This window comes from Nocardiopsis mwathae, from assembly GCF_014201195.1.
Lineage (GTDB): Bacteria > Actinomycetota > Actinomycetes > Streptosporangiales > Streptosporangiaceae > Nocardiopsis_C > Nocardiopsis_C mwathae.
In genome coordinates this window covers 5,696,059-5,714,086 of sequence record NZ_JACHDS010000001.1, presented here as the reverse complement: position 1 = coordinate 5,714,086, position 18,028 = coordinate 5,696,059, and the positions used below count along the sequence as shown (strand labels likewise).

The window sequence follows — 18,028 nt, the reverse complement described above, 5'->3', positions numbered from 1 at the left end:
CGCTGATGGAATGGAATCTTCAGTTGAATCCGCCGACCTCGGTGTCCGTGGGCTCCTGGCTTGGAGCACGGCCGCCGTGGCCTGGTTATTCGTCCGGTGCCGGCGCACCTGGCGGGCACGCCTGCTGTCGGCCGGACGCTGGGCGCGCGACGCGTTCGATGTATCCACGTTCACGAAGCGGCGCTGCGCGCACCCGGTCGGCTCCGCTCTGGCTGAGCGGGGGCTGACGTGAACCCCGCGGCCGCTGCCGCGGGACTCGCGTCAACCTCCTGCCCCACCGGCGCCGTGATCGGGCTCGGGTCGGGGCGCTGCGGGAGTCGGCCGGCGAACCGGGCCGCGGGTGCTCGGGACGGCGGGCCGACGGGGACGGCGGCGGGAGTGCGCACCATCACAGACCTCCTCGAAGAAACGGTTTCGGAGCAGAGCCGGACGTGGAACCGCATGGTCACCGCGCCGTTCGCGCGGGACCGCGGGAAGGCGTTCGCCCAGGCGGCGGCGCGCACGCGGCGGCGTCATCGGCAGTGGGCGGGCGAAGGCTCCGGCAGGGCACACGGTCGGATCACGTGGCCGGATCGGCACCTCGACGTACGCCTCGACGGGCGGTGGTGACAGGGACGCGGGCGCGGACGTCGGCCGACGCGGACACTGTGCGGCCGCGGGCCTGGTCCGGGCGTCCGGACCGCCGGTCGTCAGTGGCCGCTAGTCAGGCGAGAAGGACGGATCGTCCGCGATGTCGCGCACGACCAGCGTCGGATCACCGGGCAGCGCGACACGCTGGCCGGGCGAGCGCAGCGCGTCGCCGCGCTGCACCAGGAATCCCGGCGTCGCCGGGGTGGGCGTCCAGGAAGAAGAGGACGCGGTACCGGTGGAACCGGAGTCGGAGGCGCCGTGCCAGGTCGGCGCGTCGAACGGAGTGTCGTCGGCCCGGCTGTCGTCGGCGCCCGCCGCCTCCGGAACTCCGGCGGCGAACGTGGCGACGTGCTCGGCCGCGTCCGCTGTCGCGGTGTAGGAGAGCAGCGGGTGATCGGCCGGTGCGTCCCCATCGGGCGCGCGGCCGTCCTCGCGGTCGTTGCGCGGCTCTTGGTCGAGGCCCCGGGCGGGGGCATCGGTCGCGGGGCGGGGCTGGGGTGCGGCGTGGCCGTCGCCGTGCGGGAGCGGCAGACCACCGCCCGAGCCGGACGTGCCGTTGAGGGTCGTGCCGAGCTTGCCCTGCAGGTTCCGGGTCGCCTTGCCCAATCCGGCCTTGCCGACCAGGCTCTTCTCGCCGACCAGGCCGCTTTCGCCGGTGAGGGTCTTGGAGACGGTGGAGGTGACCGAGGCGGAGGAGCCGCGCACCGACTTGTCGGCGTAGCCCGCGATCCCCTGGCCGGTGCGTACCGTCCCGGAGAGGGCGCCGCCGGTCTCACGCGCCGCGGTCCCCACCACGTTGCGGGCGGTGGAGCCGACCGCTTCGGTGGTCTCCGTGACCGGAGTCGTCAGGGTCGAGGCCGTGGACTCGACCTGCAGGTCCACGGGGAGGTCGACCGGCAGGACCTCATCGGTCACCACACTGGTGGCGGCGGTGCCGGTCTGCACGATGCGCTCCACGGAGTCGGTGATGTCCGCGGCGACGTACCCCACCTCGTGCGGGTCCTCGGGCAGGGAGTCCTCGGCGTAGGAGGCGGCGCTGCCGACCAGCAGCCACCCGGCCGCGGCCATCCCGGCGACGGCTCCCAGGCGGGCCAGCGGCCGCCACAGGTGTGCGCAGACCGCATGAGCGGGGTCGCCCCGCCGCATCCAGTCCGCGAGCACCATGCATGCTCCTTCGTTCGAGTACGCGTGGCGGTCGTCCTGTGGAGACCGCCAGCCCGGTGTCTGCGCTCCCGAACCCGAAACTCGGGAACTGACAGTAACCGTAACATCACATAGGGCGATGGGTGTCGAGTAAAGCGGGGGACACGCCGGATTTTTTCACCGGCGTGCCCGTGTGTCCGGCTACGCCCGCTGTACGACCGGTACGTGCCGGACACGACCGACCCGCGCACAATGCGTGTCGACACCGGATTCGGCAGGAGGCCGATGGCCCCGCCGGCCACCGGAAGGACCGGAGGCGCCGCGGCTCCCGCGCCGGCTCAACTCGCCTCGATGAACCGGTCCAGCACCCGGACGCCGAAGCGCAGCCCGTCCACCGGCACGCGCTCGTCGACGCCGTGGAACATTCCGGCGAAGTTCAGTTCGGGGGGCAGCCTCAGCGGCGCGAACCCGTAGTTGCGGATGCCGAGCCGCTGGAAGCTCTTGGCGTCGGTGCCGCCGGACAGGCAGTAGGGGACGGCCCTGGCACCGGGGTCCTCGGCGAGGAGGGAGTCCGCCATGGCACTGACGATGCCGCCCTCGAACTCCGTCTCCACGGCCGGGAGGTGGTGGATGAACTCGCGGTCGACCTTGGGGCCGAGGAGCCGGTCGATCTCGGCGAAGTACTCCTCTTCCATCCCGGGGAGGAAGCGGCCGTCCACCTCGGCGGTGGCGGTGCCGGGGATGACGTTGGCCTTGTAGCCGCCGCTGAGAACCGTGGGGTTGAGCGTGTGGCGGAGGGTGGCCCCGATCATGCTGGCGATGGGGCCGAGGCGGGCCACGGTGGCCTCGACGTCGTTCTCGTCGAACTCGATACCGAACGCCTCGCACACTTCCTCCAGGAAGGTGCGGACCGTCTTGGTCAACCGGATCGGGAACTCGTGCCGCCCGAGGCGCGCGACGGCTTCGGCGAGCTCGGTGACGGCGTTGTCGTCATTGACCATCGACCCGTGCCCGGCGGTCCCGCGCGCGGTCAACCGCATCCACGCGATGCCCTTCTCCGCGGTCTCGATCAGGTACAGCCGCCGGTCGCCGTCGACGGTGAAGCTGAAACCGCCCACCTCACTGATCGCCTCACTGCAGTCGGCGAAAAGATCGGGGTGCTCGTCCACCAGCCACTGCGCGCCCCACGAACCCCCGGCCTCCTCGTCGGCCAGGAACGCGAGCACGATGTCCCGCGGCGGGAGGCGCCCTTCGCGCATGCGCTGCCGCAGCACGGAGAGCACCATCGCGTCCATGTCCTTCATGTCCACGGCCCCGCGGCCCCAGACACAGCCGTCGGCGATCTCCCCGGAGAAGGGGTGGTGCGTCCAGTCGGCGGCGTCGGCCGGCACCACATCCAGGTGCCCGTGGATCAGCAGCGGCGGCCGTGTGGAATCGGTCCCGGAGATCCGCGCCACCACACTGCTCCGGCCCGGATGCTTCTCATAGATCCTGGACTCGACCCCGACCTCGTCCAACTTCTCGGCCACATACTCCGCCGCCGCCCGCTCCCCCGGCCCGGAGTGGTCCCCGTAGTTGGAGGTGTCGATGGCGATGAGCTCCCGGCAGAGGTCAACGACCTCCACCTCGGCCGGACTCAGGCCCTCCCTGTCTCCCGTCACCTTCCACCAGCTCCCTTCAAGGGGGTCGTCGCATCCGTCAACCGACCCTCCCATGGTCCCGCCCGAGCTTTCCGCGTGTACGTCGGACCCCCAGACCTTTGCTATGGTTGACCATGTCCGGCGCGGCAAGCGCCGACTCCCCTTGTCCGGGTGGCGGAATAGGTAGACGCGCTAGCTTGAGGTGCTAGTGGCCAGTGATGGCTGTGGGGGTTCAAGTCCCCCCTCGGACACGACCCTTTGTACATGTCGTGCGGGTTGAGGTTTCCCTCAACCCGCACGATGCGTTTTGCAGGGTGGTAGGTCAGTCGCAGTTCCAGCCCCGCGTACAGAGCGGATTTCGCTTCACGTTCGGCTTGCCTGATCACGGTGGAGATATCTCCCAGGGCTTCGAGGTGGGCGGCGATCTCACGCTCACTCAATCGATGAGGAACGTTCTTCCGCTCGGCTAGTTGCACGTTCGCCAGCGCCCGATCGGCTTGCACTTCCCGAATCCATTCCGCCACGGTCGCCGGATCGGTTCCGGCCTCCAGCGCCGCGCGGTAGCGCTCAAGCTTGCGGTCGCAATCGGCGATCTTCTCCTCCACCGCGCGCCGAGCTTCCGCGTCTGTGTCGTCTTCGGCCTGCGACTCGGCGAGCAGGCGGACGGTTGACTCACGCCACGCTGGGTCGAAGAGCTTGCCCAGCCACCCATCGAGCACCGGAAGCACGTCGGCCTCCCTGAGGTAAACCGAGCGCGGGTGGGTGACGTGGTTGGCCGCCGCATACTCGTTGGGGAACGTGCAGCGGTAGTACGGTTCCTGGTTGTTCCAGCTGCCCTGCATCCGGCGGCTGCACAGACCGCAGTGCAGCCTGCTGCGCAGCGGATAGACCCGTCCCGTGCTGCGGGGCCGACGCACCACGGCCCGGCGCCCCTTGACCTCCAGCAGCCGCTGTACGCGCTCGAAGTCCTCTTCCGACACCAGTGGTTCGTGCACGATCCTCTCGGAGACGACCCACTGGTCCTTGTCGTTCCAGCGCTGCTTGGTGGTATATCCCAGCGCGACATCATGCACATCGAGCAGCACCTCGTCCTTGCGCTGCTTGTTCCACACCTGACGGCCCGTGTAGCGGGGGTTCTTCAGGATCGCCCGGATCGCGTTCTTCGACCAGGCCAGTCCGGAGCGGTGCGGGTTGCGGCGGCGGTCATAGGCCGAGGGTGAGGGAATGCCGTCGCGGGTGAGCATCTCGGCTATGGCCCGGAGTCCCAACCCGGCCAAGAAGTCAGCGAAGATCCGGCGTACGACATGGCTGGTCACAGGATCGGGAACCAGACGATGAAGCCGCTTTCCGTCAGCCGCCTTCGCCGGATTGGGGTGCGGCCCGGCGTCTTCCAGCCTGTAGCCGTACGGCGGCCGACCACCCAGCCAGCGCCCCTCCAGTTGGGCCTGCGCCGACATCGCGGCCTGTACCCGGATCTGGATACGCGTGCGCTCACCCTTGCTCGTGCCGCCGAACACGCTCATGATCATCGTGTGGGCTTCGTTCCGCGGGTCGATCGCGCCCCCGACCTCCGGTACCCATAGAGGGACCCCGAAGTGGTGGAACAGCGGGAACGTCTCGTTGAACTGCGCGTCGTAGAACACCCGCTGGGGCTCGCCGACCACGACCGCGTCGAATCCACGCCCAGGATCCTCCAGGAGACGCAGCAGCCGGGAGGCCTGCGGCCGTCGACGGGGAGGTACCGAACGCGACTTGTCCACATCGAAGAACTCGGTGACGATCCGTCCACGAGGGCCGATCAGCGCCTCGCTACGCTTGCGCTGCCATGAGCGCGACGTCTCCGGGTCCTGGAGGTCATCGGTGGAGACCCGCGCCCACAGGGCGAACCGGAGCGCCTCATCATCCGTATCGTTCTTCACCTGAGTCTGTGTCATGGGATCCGCTCCCTCCTTCGCAGAATGGCGTGTGCTCACCTGCTGCGAACCGTTGTGCGTGCGCTTTACGGATGATCCGCAGCAAGGCCTGTGCGGCTTCCGGTGTGAGCACAGGCGGCTCATCAGGGACCGCGACGCTGACTTTGTCCTGGTCAGCCCCCGAGTCCCTGGCGGGCCCTGCAGAGTACGCGCTCTGCACCCTGTTTTCACGCCCTTCGGGCTGTTGGGAGGCCCTTTCTATCCGTTTGGTCACCTCCCACTTCCCTTCTCGGCACGCGCCCGGCGCAGTCGGGCGATCGCCAGATCGGCATAGGCAGGGTTGATCTCGATGCCGACGGCATGCCGACCATGCTGCTCGGCGGCGAGCAGGGTGGTACCGGCGCCTGCGAAGGGATCGAGCACGGTGCCGTGCTCACGGCAACCCGCTGCGATGGCGCGCAGCGGGATATCGATGGGGAAGACAGCGAAATGCGCGTGGCGGAACGGACGGGTGGAGATGGACCACACGTCCCCCGGGTTCCTCCCTTTGGGATGCGCCGCGGCATGCCGGGCCCCGCTCGGCAGCATCCGGACGCCATGGGGCTTACCGCCGAACGCCGCATCAGCACCGGTGTACTTACCGCAGTACTCCGTGCCCCGTCGCGCACTGGAACCACCGCGTTCTTCCGTCATCCGCTCCGCCCCGTTGGGCGGCCACGGGGTGGAGATCGAGGTGGGCCGGCTTCCGCCGCGACGGCTTCGTCGGGACAGCTCTCGCTCGCCGGTGTAGGGCTGGCGAATCGCATCGAGGTCGAAGCGGTACCTTCTCTGCTTGACGAGGAGAAAGATGTGTTCGTAGCGGCAGGAGAGCCGGTCCGTCACCGATTCGGGCATGGCGTTGGGCTTGTGCCAGATGATGGCGTTGCGAAGGATCCAGCCCCGGGCTTGCAGGGTCAACGCGAGTCTCCACGGCAGGCCGAGGAGGTTCTTCGGTGCCACGTCCGAGGCGGGACGGATGAGGGGTTGCCGATCGTGGAAGTCCGGCCCGCGCTGGAAGCCGTCAGAGTTGGCGGCGTAACGGTCGCCGACGTTGATCCACAGGGTGCCGTCGTCGGCGAGTACTCGGTGGACCTCGGAGAACACTTCGCAGAGTGTCGCGAGGTACTCCTGTGGCGTTGGTTCGGCTCCGTACTGTTCGGGATGCCCGTAGTCGCGCAGTCCCCAGTAGGGCGGCGAGGTCACCACGCAGTCCACCGAGCTGTCGGGCATATCGGCGAGCACGTCCAAGGCGTCACCCACCAGGATCGTGGTGGTCGCATCCGCGTAGTAGGGGGAGTTCACGCAGCACCACCCCCGGGCCGGTTTTCGCCGCTCGCCGAGTCGTCACCCACCCAGAGCGTGCAGGTCCCTCCTTCGAGCCCGACGTCTCGATCAAGGTCGGCATCAGGCAAGGGCACTCGGCTGGGGTGCAGGTAGCAGGTGGAGCCGGGCGGCATGCCGGGTGTTGCCGCTGAGAAGCCACCGTGCCGAATCGCGGCATCGATGGCGACCGCCTGCTCCCAGGCGGCAGGATCAGTCGCCTTCAGCTCTCGCCAGGACGCTCCGCTCCGGTTGGGGCAGGCGATACACAGCGGCTCGCGAACGTCGGCGATGCCGTGCGAGAAGAGGTAGGCGCGGCAGTCGCGAGCGCTCCATCCGATGCCCTGAAGGGGAAGAGTGACATCGAGGCTCCCCAGCTCGGCGTTGGAAGTGTGGACGGTGCGCTCGCTCCCTAGTCCGATGGCGCACTGAGCAACGGGCACATGAGGGCGCACACTGCGTCCGTTGTCGCCATGCAGCCGCTGCGCTTCGGACTCGACGGCTCGCGCTCTGGCCCAGGCGCAGCTGTTCGGCAAACGCCCAAGGGAACCATCGATGCCGCGCGTGAACAGGGGCAACCAGGACACCGGAATCCGCCGAGACGCCGATCCTTCGCAACTGCCGATGGCCGAGCGGATGATGCCGATACCGGCGTCGGCAGCGACGTTCTCCAGCCTCCGCACATGGGCGTAGACCGCTGCCGGATACCAGCCAGGGTCGGGGAAGATCGCGTGGTCGAAGCGGTGGATAGCACCTTGGGCCGAGAGCAGCAACAGCGCGCTGGAGCCGACGTCGGCGTCAAGGTAGAGCAGCCGCAGGCGGGGCTTCTCACATGGCGGAAAGAACCGGGCTGAGCTCATCTGGATGTGTCGGCATCGGCCGGGGCGTCCTACTCTCCATATGCAGAACTCGAACACCGTTTGCGCTCAGTATCCCGGGCCGACGGCGCCCGATTGTGCGCACGCACCGCGTACGCACGCTCCGGGAACTACATCCAGGGCATGACCCCCGAATCGAGGCCCCGGATTTACTTCGAACGCAAAGCGTGAGCGCCGATTCCGCATCTCATTCCCGCGAGAATTCGGCACATCTTCTGCGCATGGGGATGTGTCTCCATGGACTCCCCGAAGTGCAAGGGAGTTCGTGATGGCATATTCCACACTTCCGTTTCACACCCTGCGCCGTTCGGTCGACCTGTTGACCTCCGGCCCCGGTGAGCCTGTGCTCGACGTTCACGGCCTGGCCGGCACTGCGTACCACGCGATCGGAGCCGGGAAGCTGGGGCAGTGGTTGCGCCAGCTGCCGCTCGCGGATGCCGACGAGGTGTGGCGGCGCATGATCAGCCGCGTGCGGGGAGGAGACGCCACCTGGACGGTGGTCGCCGCAGGCCTGGCACTGCCCGGGCTGTATGCCGCACGCAGGTCACTGAGCCGTGGGCTGGAGCATGAACTGGCCGACCTGGAGGCCGAGATGCTGGCCGCGCTGGTCCAGCACATGCGGACCATGGACCTCCGTGAGGAGGCCGTGTGCGGTCGGCTGGTGTATGCGGCGCGCAAGGCCGGCATGCGCTACCGCTACGCACAGCTGCGTTCCCAGCAACGCGAACTCCGCTTGGAACCCGTCGCCCACAAGGCCTCGACCGCCTCTTCGCGGGGGCCGGTGTCGGTCCTGGCCGAGGCCATCGAGTCCGGAGTCGTCAGCACTACGGAAGCCGAGCTGATCGCACGGACCCACCTGGAGGGCCAGACCCTGGGCTGCGCCGCCAAGGAGATGGGCCTGACCTACATCACTGCGCGCCGCTACCGCCGTCGCGCCCAGACGCAGCTGGCGGCAGCGGTGGGCGGAGAAAAGCCTTCCGCATAGGTGAGCGCAAACAGCTCTCCGGTTCTGCATCTAAGAGTGAGGGAACCTGAGGGGGTTCTTTCCCGGATGGGGCGGGGTGCGGTCGGGGGAGCGTCCGAAGAAAAGTATCCGTCTCGCAGAAAGGAGCGATCGGCACCCCGCCCCCTCCATTTCAGATTCTTCCCCCCTTCTTGAGGTGACAGTTATGCGAGCTCCGGGAAAATACGTCATGGCCCTTGCTGTCCTCGCTATCGCTGTGAGCGTTCTCGTTGGCGATGGCACCCCGGCACTGGCCGATGGGGTTGAGGAGCCCGGCGTTGATGACCTGGACTCGGTCATCACCAACATCAGGAACTGGCTCGTAGGGCTCCTCGTCGCGCTCGCCACCCTGCTTCTGACCATCGGTGGTCTGCGCTACCTGCTGGCAGGCGGCGACCCGGGGGAGGTCAGCAAAGCGAAGGACACGCTCAAGTTCTCGGCACTGGGCTACGGCGTAGCGATTCTGGCACCGCTCCTGGTGCAGATCCTCCGCGGCTTCGTCGGACTGGACAGCTAGCCGATGACGGCCCGACGCCGTCTCGGCATCCTCGCCGCCGCGGTCGCCCTCGGTATCTCCTTGCCGATGCTTGCCGGAACGGCAATGACGGCATCCGCCGCCACGGTCCCGCATGCCGCCGGTATCGCCCCCACCGATGCCATGCCGCCCGCTCCTTCGCCCGGACCGGCACCCGAGCCTCCTACGGAGGAGCCGTCCGTGCCGGAGCCGCGTCCGGCACCCTCCCCTGAACCCGCGCCATCACCAGGCCCGGCTCCCAGCCCTCCACCCGAGGACGGCGGCGGGGTGCAGGATCCCGCGCCCGAGGGCGAGGAGTGCGGGATGCTCGATTACGGCTGCAAGGTCGCCCAGGCGTTCAACGGCTGGCTTGTCTCGTTCGTCAGCGAGATGGTCAACGCGGGGCTGATGCCCGCCGCCATCGGAATGCTGTACACACCCCCGCCCACCTCGGGCATCCGGCAGGGCTGGTCGATCTCTCTGGCCGTGACCAACACCGTCTACGTGCTGGTGGTCACTCTCGCCGGAGTCCTGGTGATGACGAATCCGACCGTGCAGGCCTCGGCTGGGATCAAGGAGAACCTGCCGCGCCTGCTGCTGGGCTTCATCGGCGCCAACGCGAGCTGGTTCCTGTGTCGGCTGATGGCCGACGTGGGCAACGGGGTCGCACTGAGCATGCTGGGCGACACCGCCACCCCGGACAGCGTCGCTGCGGCGATCGGCCGGTTCCTGAAGGACCCTGTCGGCGAGCTGGTGATCGTGGTGATCCTGATCGCGGTCGCCAACTTCCTCATGATCTTCTTTTTCTTCGCGACGCTGATCCGGGTCATGATGTGGCTCCTGCTCACCGCCGTCGCCCCGCTCGCGCTCGCCTGTCACGCCCTGCCGCAGACCGATGGGCTGGCGCGGATGTGGTGGCGGGCGATGAGCGCGCTCCTGGTCATCCAGGTCGCCCAGGCACTGGTTCTGCGGATCACGGTGACGGTGTTCCTGTCCCGCGAGGACATGGACTTCGTCGACGTTGGGGGCACCGCGAGCTCGTTCATGGACGTCGGCCTGCTGATCTGCTGCATCTACGTGTTGGCCAGGATCCCGTTCTGGGCCTTCAAGCGGGTCTTCAACTACCAGGCCAGTCCCGTGGTGCGGGCGGCGAAGTTCGCGATCAGCCTGCTGGTGTTCCGCAACATCGGTAAGGCCCTGGCCAGCCAGAAGGCCGCCAAGGCGGCGCAGACGACCGCGCAGCACGCCACCCGGCACCCGCCCCGAGTCCAGGGCCGCCTGACGCGGGCCGCGCCGCCGCGTCGGCCACGCTGGACCCAGCCTGAGCTGCCGATCAAACTTCCTGCCTCGCGCTCGAAGCAGCAGCCGATCCCGGGAATCGACCGCGACATCGATCCCAAGGCGCAGCGGCGCCTGTCCGAGCGCCGACGCTGGGTGCAGCCCACGCTTCCCGACAGCCCGCAAGGGCAGCGCAGCAAGGCCTCCGCGTGGCGCCAGGAGACGCTGCCCGGCTTCTCCACGCCGCGGTGGCGTCAGGACCCGATTCCGAACCTGAAGCCTCCGCCGCGGACGCGCCAAGACGCGCTGTTCGAGGCCACCCCTCAGATGCGGCGTCCCCGGTCACGCCCGGCCCCGCCCTCCCATCCCCGCCAGACGGCGGCACCGCTTCGACCGACGCAGCACCCGCCGCCGTCGACACCGGCGCCACCGCCGCCCTCGAACGCCGAACCATCCCAGCGTCGCCCGGTCCGGCCCACGCCACGCCACAACCGCCACCAGCCCACTCGCCAGCGTCGAAGGAGGTCCTGAATGCGCGTGCGGATGCCCGCTGACGTCGAGCGCGAGGACAAGATCCTCGCGGATCTCACCGCTCGTCAGCTCCTGATCATCGGCGTCCCGGGAATCGCCACCTGGGTCCTGCTGACCGGGCTGAAGGACGTCATGCCGCTGCCTGCACTGGTGGCGATCGCCGTCCCCATCATGGGAGCGGCCATCGCCGCCGCCCTGGTGCGGCGCGACGGACTCGGGCTCGACCAGCTCCTCATGGCCGCTCTCCGGTTTCACCGCTTCCCGAAGCGCCGTGCCACCGGAACCCCTACCGCACCGCAGATCCCCTCTTGGATCGGCGCTGAGACCGAACCGCTTCCCGCTCCCCTGGAGCTGCCGCTGTCGGCCATCGGCGACGATGGTGTGATCGACCTCGGTGAGCACGGCGCCGCCGTCGTCCTGTCCTGTTCGACGGTGAACTTCGGGCTACGGACGCCTGAGGAGCAGGCCGCGCTCGTCTCCGGGTTCGCCGGCTACCTCAACTCGCTGGCCGCTCCCGCGCAGATCCTGGTGCGCGCCGAATCGGTGCGATTGGATCCGCTGATTGCCGCCCTCGACCGTGCGGCACCCGCGTTGCCGCACCCGGCACTGGAGACCGCCGCCAAGGACCATGCGGACTACCTCGCGGCTCTGGCCGAGACACACGATCTCCTCTACCGGCACGTGCTGCTGGTGCTGCGCGAGCCCAGCGGTCAAGGACGGCACGCAGCGGCAACCGTGAAGCGGCGCGCCGACGATGCCATCCGCGCGCTGGCTGCCGCCGGCAGCAGCGCCAGCGTGCTGAGTGCTCCTCAGGTCGCTGCCGCACTCGCCTCTGCGACCAACCCGACGAGCGGCACTGCCGCGCCACCTGAGGGGCTGGCTGCGCCCGATGCCGTCATCACCGGCCCTGAACCGCTTCGGGAGGGGTAGTGTCTCGGCTTTTCGCGACCAGGGCCGAGCCGACCTCGGCCGCCACGGATGCAGTGGCTGCCGAGGTCGACATCGCGCCGCGTCGCATGCGCGTCGGTGACGGTGTCGCCACTTCGTTCGTGATCACCGGCTACCCGGCCGAGGTGGGGTACGGGTGGCTGGAACCGCTGCTGACCTATCCCGGCCGGTTGGACGTGTCTCTGCATGTCCAACCCGTCCCGCCGAACGTCGCCGCTGACAAGCTGCGCCGCCAGATGGCACGGCTGGAGGCCTCCTCTCGCACGGGAGCTGAGAAGGGGAAGCTGGAGGACTTCGAAGCCGAGGTCGCCGCCGAGGACGCCCGCGAGATGGCCGCCTCCCTCGCCCGCGGGGAGGGGAAACTGTTCCGGGTCGGCCTGTATGTCACGGTCCACGCCGTCGATGAGGAGGCCTTGGAGGACGAGGTCGGCCATGTCCAGAGCCTCGCCTCCTCGATGCTGCTGGACGCGCGGCCCGCGACCTACCGCCAGCTCCACGGATGGACGTCATGCCTTCCGCTCGGGGTCGACTTGGTGGAGCAGCGCCGCAGCATGGACACCGCCGCACTGAGCGCGTCCTACCCCTTCGCCAGCCCCGACCTGGCTGTGGAGACCTCCCCCACCGCGGTCCTCTACGGCCTCAACGCCGACTCCTCCGGTGTGGTGGTCTGGGACCGCTGGGCACTGGACACCTACAACGCCGTCATCCTCGCCCGTTCCGGAGCAGGCAAGAGCTACTTCTGCAAGCTCGACCTCCTGCGCAACATGTACGCGGGGGTGAGCGCCGCGGTCATCGACCCCGAGGACGAGTACTCCCGCCTCACCGAGGCCGTCGGCGGCACCGTGATCCGGCTCGGCGCACCCGGCGTCCACCTCAACCCCCTCGATCTCTCCCTCGACAGGAACGCCAAGCGTGACGCGCTGAGCCGACGCGCCCTCTTCCTCCACACCCTGCTGGCGGTGATGCTCGACGGGGCGCCCGACCCACGCCAGCGCGCCGCCCTCGACCGCGCACTCATCGCCACCTACCGCAGTGCGGGAATCACCGCCGATGAACGCACCTGGAATCGGCCGTCGCCACTGCTCAGCGACCTGGTGGCCACCCTGCAGGGCGAGGCCGACGAGCACGCCCAGGATCTCGCGGTGCAGCTCGCGCCGTTCGTCACCGGCTCCTACCGCGAGCTGTTCGCGGCCCCGACCAGCCACCATCCTGGCGGCCACCTCGTCTCATGGTCGCTGCGCGACCTTCCCGACGAACTGAAAGCCGTCGGCACCCTGCTGGCGCTGGACTCGATCTGGCGCACCGTCGCCGAGACCACCCCCGATCACCCGCGCATGGTCCTGGTCGATGAGGGCTGGCTGCTCATGGCCGAGCCCGAAGGCGCCAAGTTCCTGTTCCGGCTGGCCAAGGCCGCCCGCAAGCGGTGGGTTGGGCTGACCGTGGCCACGCAGGACGCCGCCGACGTGCTCGGCTCCGATCTCGGCAAGGCCGTCGTCGCGAACAGCGCGACGCAGGTCCTCATGCGCCAGGCTCCGCAGGCGATCGACCGGATCACCGCAGCCTTCGGGTTGTCCGACGGCGAGCAGCAGCACCTGCTCACCGCGAGCCCTGGCGACGCGCTGCTGTGCAGCGGCGAACGGCGGGTCGCCTTTCACGTGGTGGCCAGCGACTACGAGCACCAGCTCGTCACGACGAACCCGGCCGAACTCACCACCACCGCTCGCCGTGACGAGTCCGCAGACCCACCCCTGGACCTCGACGGGCTCGACGAGGAGGACGACCCGCTGTGAACTTCGACCTGACCGACCTCGGCAACCTTCCTACCGCGCTCGCCCACTTCGTCTTCGCGCTCATAGCAGTGCACGGCTGGGCGCTCCTCTGGGTCGCGGCCAGCTGTGTCGCCATCCTCCTGACGGTCCGGGCTGTCGCGAGAGTGGTGCGGCACCTTTTCTGGGCCCGGCAGGCGCGGCTGGTGGAGATCCTGCCGCCGCCCGACAGCGAGCTCTCCGGCGCCGAGGCGCTGTGGACAGGGATGCTCGGCCTCCTGCGGCCCGCCTGGAAGCGGCTCCTCTTCGGCCAACCGCATGTGGTCTGGGAGTACGTCATGGACACCCACGGAGTCCGCGTCCGGATGTGGGTGCCTGGACCCACCCCTCCCGGGCTAGTCGAGCGCGCCATCGAGGCCGCCTGGCCCGGCGCCTCCGCCACGTCCCGCCCCGTCCCTCCACGCGACACGTCGACACGAGCCCACGGCGGGCACCTGCGCCTGGCCCGCCCCGACCACTACCCGATCGCCACCGGGCACGACGACGACCCGATCCGCTCACTGATCGGCGCAGCCGGATCTCCCTCTGCAGGAGAGCAGGTGCTCGTCCAAGTCGCGGCCCGCCCGGTGACCGGGCGGCGGCTGCGCCACGCCAACCGTGCCGCCGCCCAGCTCCGCCAGGTGCACAGCGCGAACTCCAGTGTGTTCGACACCCTCACCCCCGGCGGCAACCAACGAAGCGCCTCCCTGATGGCCCTGCGACCCGAGGTCAGCGGTGAAGTCCGCGCCATCCTGACCAAATCGACCGCGCCCCGGCTGGAGACCTGCGTCCGCTACGTCGTCACCCACCCTGGTGAGGGCGCCAAGGGGCGGGAGCGGCGCCGAGGCCGCGCCCACGCGGTCGCCGCATCATTCGCCGTCTTCACGCACTTCAACCACTACAGGCGACAGTGGGTGCCGCTGATCGCCGACCGGCTGGCCCATGCACGTTGGCTCGGCCATGGCGACCTGCTCTCCGCCAAGGAACTGGCCGCGGTGGCGCACCTGCCGGTCGATGAGACCGTGCCCGGCCTGGAACGGGCTCCGGCCCGCCCCACGGCGCCGCCGCCCGGAATCGCCTCGGACACTGACGACACCCGCCTGCTCGGGGTCGCGGACGCCGCCAAGGCGCGCCCGATCGGCCTGCGCGTCGCCGATGCCCGCCACCACATGCACGTCATCGGCGGCACCGGGACCGGAAAGACGACGTTCCTGCTCAACATGATCCTCGACGACATCAAGAAGCACCGGGGCCTGGTGTTCATCGAGCCCAAGGGCGAGTCCAACCTGCTGCTGTCACGCCTGCCCGAGGAGGCCGCTGAGCGGGTCGTGCTGATCGACCCCGACGACAACGCGCCCCCACCTGCGCTCAACGTGCTCTCCGGCGGCCGGGGCGAGCGGGACCGCGCCGCGGACATGGTGACCGGGATCTTTCGCAGGATCTTCGCCGACTCCTGGGGGCCGCGTACCGAGGACATCCTGCGCTCGGCCTGCCTCACGCTGGCCGGGACACCGCACGCCGGCCTGGCCAATATCCCCCGCCTGCTGGAGAACACCGCGTTCCGCCGCCGCGCCATCGCCCACGTCGACGACCCCGTCCTGCGCGGATTCTGGGCCTGGTACGACGAACTGTCCGAACCGGCGCGGGCGCACGCCACCGCACCGCTGGCCAACAAGCTCCGCAGCGTCCTGCTGCGCGGATTCGCCCGTGACCTGCTCGCCACCACCGACCGCGGGCTCAACCTGCGTGCCCTGCTCGACAGCGGCTCGGTCATCATCGCCCGCCTCCCCAAAGGCGTGCTCGGTGAAGACACCTCGTCCCTGCTCGGCTCGCTGCTGCTCGCCCAGGTGTGGAACGCGGTGCTCTCCCGCGCACGGCAGACCGCGGCCGAGCGCCAGGACGTCGGTATCTACCTGGACGAGTGCCAGAACTTCTTGACACTGCCCTATGGCATCGACGACATGCTCGCCGAAGCACGTGCCTACCGGGCCGGGCTGGTGCTGGCCCACCAAGACCTCGCCCAGCTACCCCGCGACCTCCAGAACGCCGTCGCGGCCAACGCCCGCTCCAAGGTGTTCTTCGACGTGAGCCCGCAGGACGCGCGCGACCTTGCGCGCCACGTCCGCCCGAACCTCGCCGAACACGACCTCTCCCATCTGGCCGCCTACCAGGCGGCCGCCCGCCTCGTCTCCAACGGCGCCCTCAGCCCGTCCTTCACCCTCCGCACCCGCCCGCTGCCACCGCCGGTCAAAGGCCGCGCAACAGCCGTACGCAAGGCGGCCCGCCAACACACCCCGTCCTCCGCCTAGAAGGGAGCCGACACCATGCGCATGCCCACCCGCCCCGACCACCGCGACGTCGTCCGTCCCCGTACCACCCCCGAGGCCATCCGCCAGCTCATCGCCCGCCTGACCCCGCGCGACCTGCGCATCATGTCCCTGGTCTGGGAACACCGTGTCTTCACTACCGACCAGATCGCCCGGCTGGAGTTCGGGTCCTACCACACCGCCAAGAAGCGCCTCCCGATCCTCTACCGGCTTCGCGCCCTGGACCGCTTCCGCCCCTGGACACCGGTGGGCACCGCACCCTGGCACTACATCCTCGACACGCCCGGCGCTGAGATCCTCGCCGCCGAACACGGCCAGACCGCGCGCGAGCTCGGGTACCGACGCGACCGCGTCCTGACCATCGCCTACCGCTCCTCGCTGTCCCACACTCTCGGCGTCAACGAGTTCTTCGTCGACCTGCAGGCCCACACCCGGACCCACGACACCCACCTGGTGTGGCGCACCGCCCGCGAGTGCGAGCGCCAGTTCGGCGACATCATCCGCCCCGACGCCGCCGGTCGCTGGACCGCGGGAAACCGGTCGATCGACTTCTTCCTCGAATACGACACCGGCACCGAACCGCTGCGCCGCCTGGCGGGCAAGCTCGACGCCTACCATGAGCTGAACAGGATCACCGGCAACCGCGGCGTCGTGCTGTTCTACCTGCCGTCGGCCAAGCGCGAGGAGCACCTGCGCCACCGTGTCCCGAACGCGCCGGTAGCGACCGCCACCGCCGTCCATGGCGCCCACCCTGCCGAACGGGTGTGGACTCTCCTGAACGCCTCCGCGCCCCGCCGACTCGTCGACCTCCGCACCAGGGGGCTGGTGCAGCCCTCCATCCCCGGCTGGGAGGACATCGACGGTGGCTAGCCCCGGCTGCCTCCTCATCGCCGTCACCGCGGTCCTGATGCTCGTCGGGCTGGTGTTCTCCGGATTCACCGCCGTCCTCGACCATGGCGCCGCGAACGCCGCGCCCGCCCGGGTCGAGGGAATCCCCGACATCCTGCTGGACGCCTATGTCCGCGCCGCACAGGCGCTCGAAGGCATGGAGCCGCAATGCACCGGGATGCGCTGGCAGATCCTGGCCGGCATCGGCAAGATCGAGTCAAACCTGCTGGCCGGCCGCGAGATCTCGCCCAACGGCGACGTCACGCCGCCGGTCATCGGCCCCCGACTCGACGGCTCCGGAGTCGGCGGCAACCTCACCCCGCACTACGACACCGACAACGGGCGCTGGGACGGCGACACCGAATACGACCGCGCCGTCGGCCCGAACCAGCACCTCCCCTCCGGGTGGCCGATCTACGGTGCCGACGGCAACGGCGACGGCGTGGCCGACCCCCACAACGTCTACGACAGCGCCCTGGCGAGCGCCCGAGAACTCTGCCTCAGCGCAGGCGGCGCAGCGGTCGACTTCACCGACCGCGCCCAGCTCGACGCCGCGCTGTACCGCTACAACCGCAGCCGGAACTACGTCGCCGACGTCCGCGCCGAGATCGACGCCTTCGACGCGATACCGCCCATCGTCGATGGAGGTGCGGGCAGCGAACAGGGCCGCGCCGCCGTCGAATGGGCGTTGAAGCAGGTCGGCAAACCCTATGTATGGGGTGGCGAGGGCCCCGGCGGCTTCGACTGCTCCGGACTCACTATGAAGGCGTGGCAGGCCGCCGGAGTCACCATCCCCCGGGTCACCACGGATCAGTACCGGATCGGCCAGCGCGTCAGCCTGGACGAGCTCCAACCCGGAGACCTGCTCTTCTACGACACCACCGACCTCGGCGCCCCCGGCCCGGCCCCGAGCCACGTCACCATGTACATCGGCGACGGCCAGATGGTCAACGCCCCCAGCAGCGGCCAAACCGTCCGCACCGAGCCCATCCAGTCCAGCACCTACAGCCCCCGCTTCATGGCCGCGGTCCGGCCCGGATAGCCCGCGACACAGGGCCTGGCGCACGATAGCCTGAATGCGGCCGTGGTTGCTTGTTGTCTTGCTTGGTCGCTAGGCACACGACCGGCCCGAGGGCCGACCGGGCTTTGCCCCGTCGGCCCTTCGTCTGCT

Annotated in this window: 12 protein-coding genes, 1 tRNA gene and 1 pseudogene; 9 read left to right on the top strand and 5 right to left on the bottom strand. The window is 69.4% G+C overall.

The features are described 5' to 3' along the window. Positions 1-699: 699 nt before the first annotated feature. The gene (locus HNR23_RS25115) at positions 700-1,794 is read right to left on the bottom strand and encodes a hypothetical protein (RefSeq protein ID WP_184079355.1); all 1,095 of its coding nucleotides are present in this window, start codon (positions 1,792-1,794) and stop codon (positions 700-702) included. A gap of 317 nt (positions 1,795-2,111) precedes the next feature. Then, complete coding sequence (locus HNR23_RS25110; RefSeq protein ID WP_184079353.1) at positions 2,112-3,434, bottom strand: M20/M25/M40 family metallo-hydrolase; 1,323 nt, start codon at positions 3,432-3,434, stop codon at positions 2,112-2,114. A gap of 144 nt (positions 3,435-3,578) precedes the next feature. On the opposite strand from HNR23_RS25110, the gene HNR23_RS25105 reads away from it, so the two are divergent. Then, positions 3,579-3,664: transfer RNA gene (locus tag HNR23_RS25105), tRNA-Leu, on the top strand. 489 nt (positions 3,665-4,153) lie between these two features. On the opposite strand, the pseudogene HNR23_RS27755 reads toward HNR23_RS25105, so the two are convergent. The 3 genes and pseudogenes from HNR23_RS27755 to HNR23_RS25090 all read right to left on the bottom strand — a co-directional run. Next, positions 4,154-5,347 (bottom strand): annotated as a pseudogene (locus HNR23_RS27755) (recombinase family protein); the annotation flags it as partial. Between the two features lie 249 nt (positions 5,348-5,596). Beyond that, positions 5,597-6,667, bottom strand: coding sequence for a DNA methyltransferase (locus HNR23_RS25095; RefSeq protein WP_184079351.1), 1,071 nt, complete (start codon positions 6,665-6,667; stop codon positions 5,597-5,599). Further along, positions 6,664-7,545, bottom strand: a complete 882-nt coding sequence (locus HNR23_RS25090; RefSeq protein ID WP_184079349.1) for a hypothetical protein — start codon at positions 7,543-7,545, stop codon at positions 6,664-6,666. Before HNR23_RS25090 ends, HNR23_RS25095 begins: the two co-directional genes overlap by 4 nt. Before the next feature lie 286 nt (positions 7,546-7,831). On the opposite strand from HNR23_RS25090, the gene HNR23_RS25085 reads away from it, so the two are divergent. The 8 genes from HNR23_RS25085 to HNR23_RS25050 all read left to right on the top strand — a co-directional run bounded on the left by HNR23_RS25085 (position 7,832) and on the right by HNR23_RS25050 (position 17,899). Next, positions 7,832-8,548: a hypothetical protein gene (locus HNR23_RS25085; protein ID WP_184079347.1), complete on the top strand. Its 717-nt coding sequence runs from the start codon at positions 7,832-7,834 to the stop codon at positions 8,546-8,548. Between the two features lie 235 nt (positions 8,549-8,783). Then, complete coding sequence (locus tag HNR23_RS25080) at positions 8,784-9,083, top strand: pilin (protein ID WP_343070715.1); 300 nt, start codon at positions 8,784-8,786, stop codon at positions 9,081-9,083. A gap of 285 nt (positions 9,084-9,368) precedes the next feature. Continuing rightward, the gene (locus HNR23_RS25075; RefSeq protein WP_184079346.1) at positions 9,369-10,889 is read left to right on the top strand and encodes a hypothetical protein; all 1,521 of its coding nucleotides are present in this window, start codon (positions 9,369-9,371) and stop codon (positions 10,887-10,889) included. Continuing rightward, positions 10,890-11,819, top strand: coding sequence for a PrgI family protein (locus HNR23_RS25070; protein ID WP_184079344.1), 930 nt, complete (start codon positions 10,890-10,892; stop codon positions 11,817-11,819). After that, positions 11,819-13,627 (top strand): VirB4 family type IV secretion system protein, encoded by a 1,809-nt coding sequence (locus HNR23_RS25065; RefSeq protein ID WP_343070714.1) that lies wholly within the window; start codon positions 11,819-11,821, stop codon positions 13,625-13,627. Before HNR23_RS25070 ends, HNR23_RS25065 begins: the two co-directional genes overlap by 1 nt. Then, on the top strand, positions 13,624-15,951 hold the full coding sequence (locus HNR23_RS25060) for a type IV secretory system conjugative DNA transfer family protein (RefSeq protein WP_184079342.1): 2,328 nt from the start codon (positions 13,624-13,626) through the stop codon (positions 15,949-15,951). The genes HNR23_RS25065 and HNR23_RS25060 overlap by 4 nt, the downstream gene beginning before the upstream one ends. Before the next feature lie 15 nt (positions 15,952-15,966). After that, entirely contained in the window at positions 15,967-16,839 is an 873-nt protein-coding gene (locus HNR23_RS25055; RefSeq protein WP_184079340.1) for a replication-relaxation family protein, read from the top strand. Next, a complete protein-coding gene (locus tag HNR23_RS25050; protein ID WP_343070713.1) occupies positions 16,832-17,899 on the top strand; it encodes a C40 family peptidase in 1,068 nt (355 codons plus the stop codon). The genes HNR23_RS25055 and HNR23_RS25050 overlap by 8 nt, the downstream gene beginning before the upstream one ends. The last annotated feature ends 129 nt before the right edge of the window (positions 17,900-18,028 follow it).

What these genes read in the sequence shown, in the direction of transcription:
- HNR23_RS25115 (WP_184079355.1), bottom strand. Translation starts at nt 1,794, where the DNA reads ATGGTGCTCGCGGACTGGATGCGGCGGGGCGACCCCGCTCATGCGGTC.
- HNR23_RS25090 (WP_184079349.1), bottom strand. Translation starts at nt 7,545, where the DNA reads ATGAGCTCAGCCCGGTTCTTTCCGCCATGTGAGAAGCCCCGCCTGCGG.
- HNR23_RS25085 (WP_184079347.1), top strand. Translation starts at nt 7,832, where the DNA reads ATGGCATATTCCACACTTCCGTTTCACACCCTGCGCCGTTCGGTCGAC.
- HNR23_RS25070 (WP_184079344.1), top strand. Translation starts at nt 10,890, where the DNA reads ATGCGCGTGCGGATGCCCGCTGACGTCGAGCGCGAGGACAAGATCCTC.
- HNR23_RS25055 (WP_184079340.1), top strand. Translation starts at nt 15,967, where the DNA reads ATGCGCATGCCCACCCGCCCCGACCACCGCGACGTCGTCCGTCCCCGT.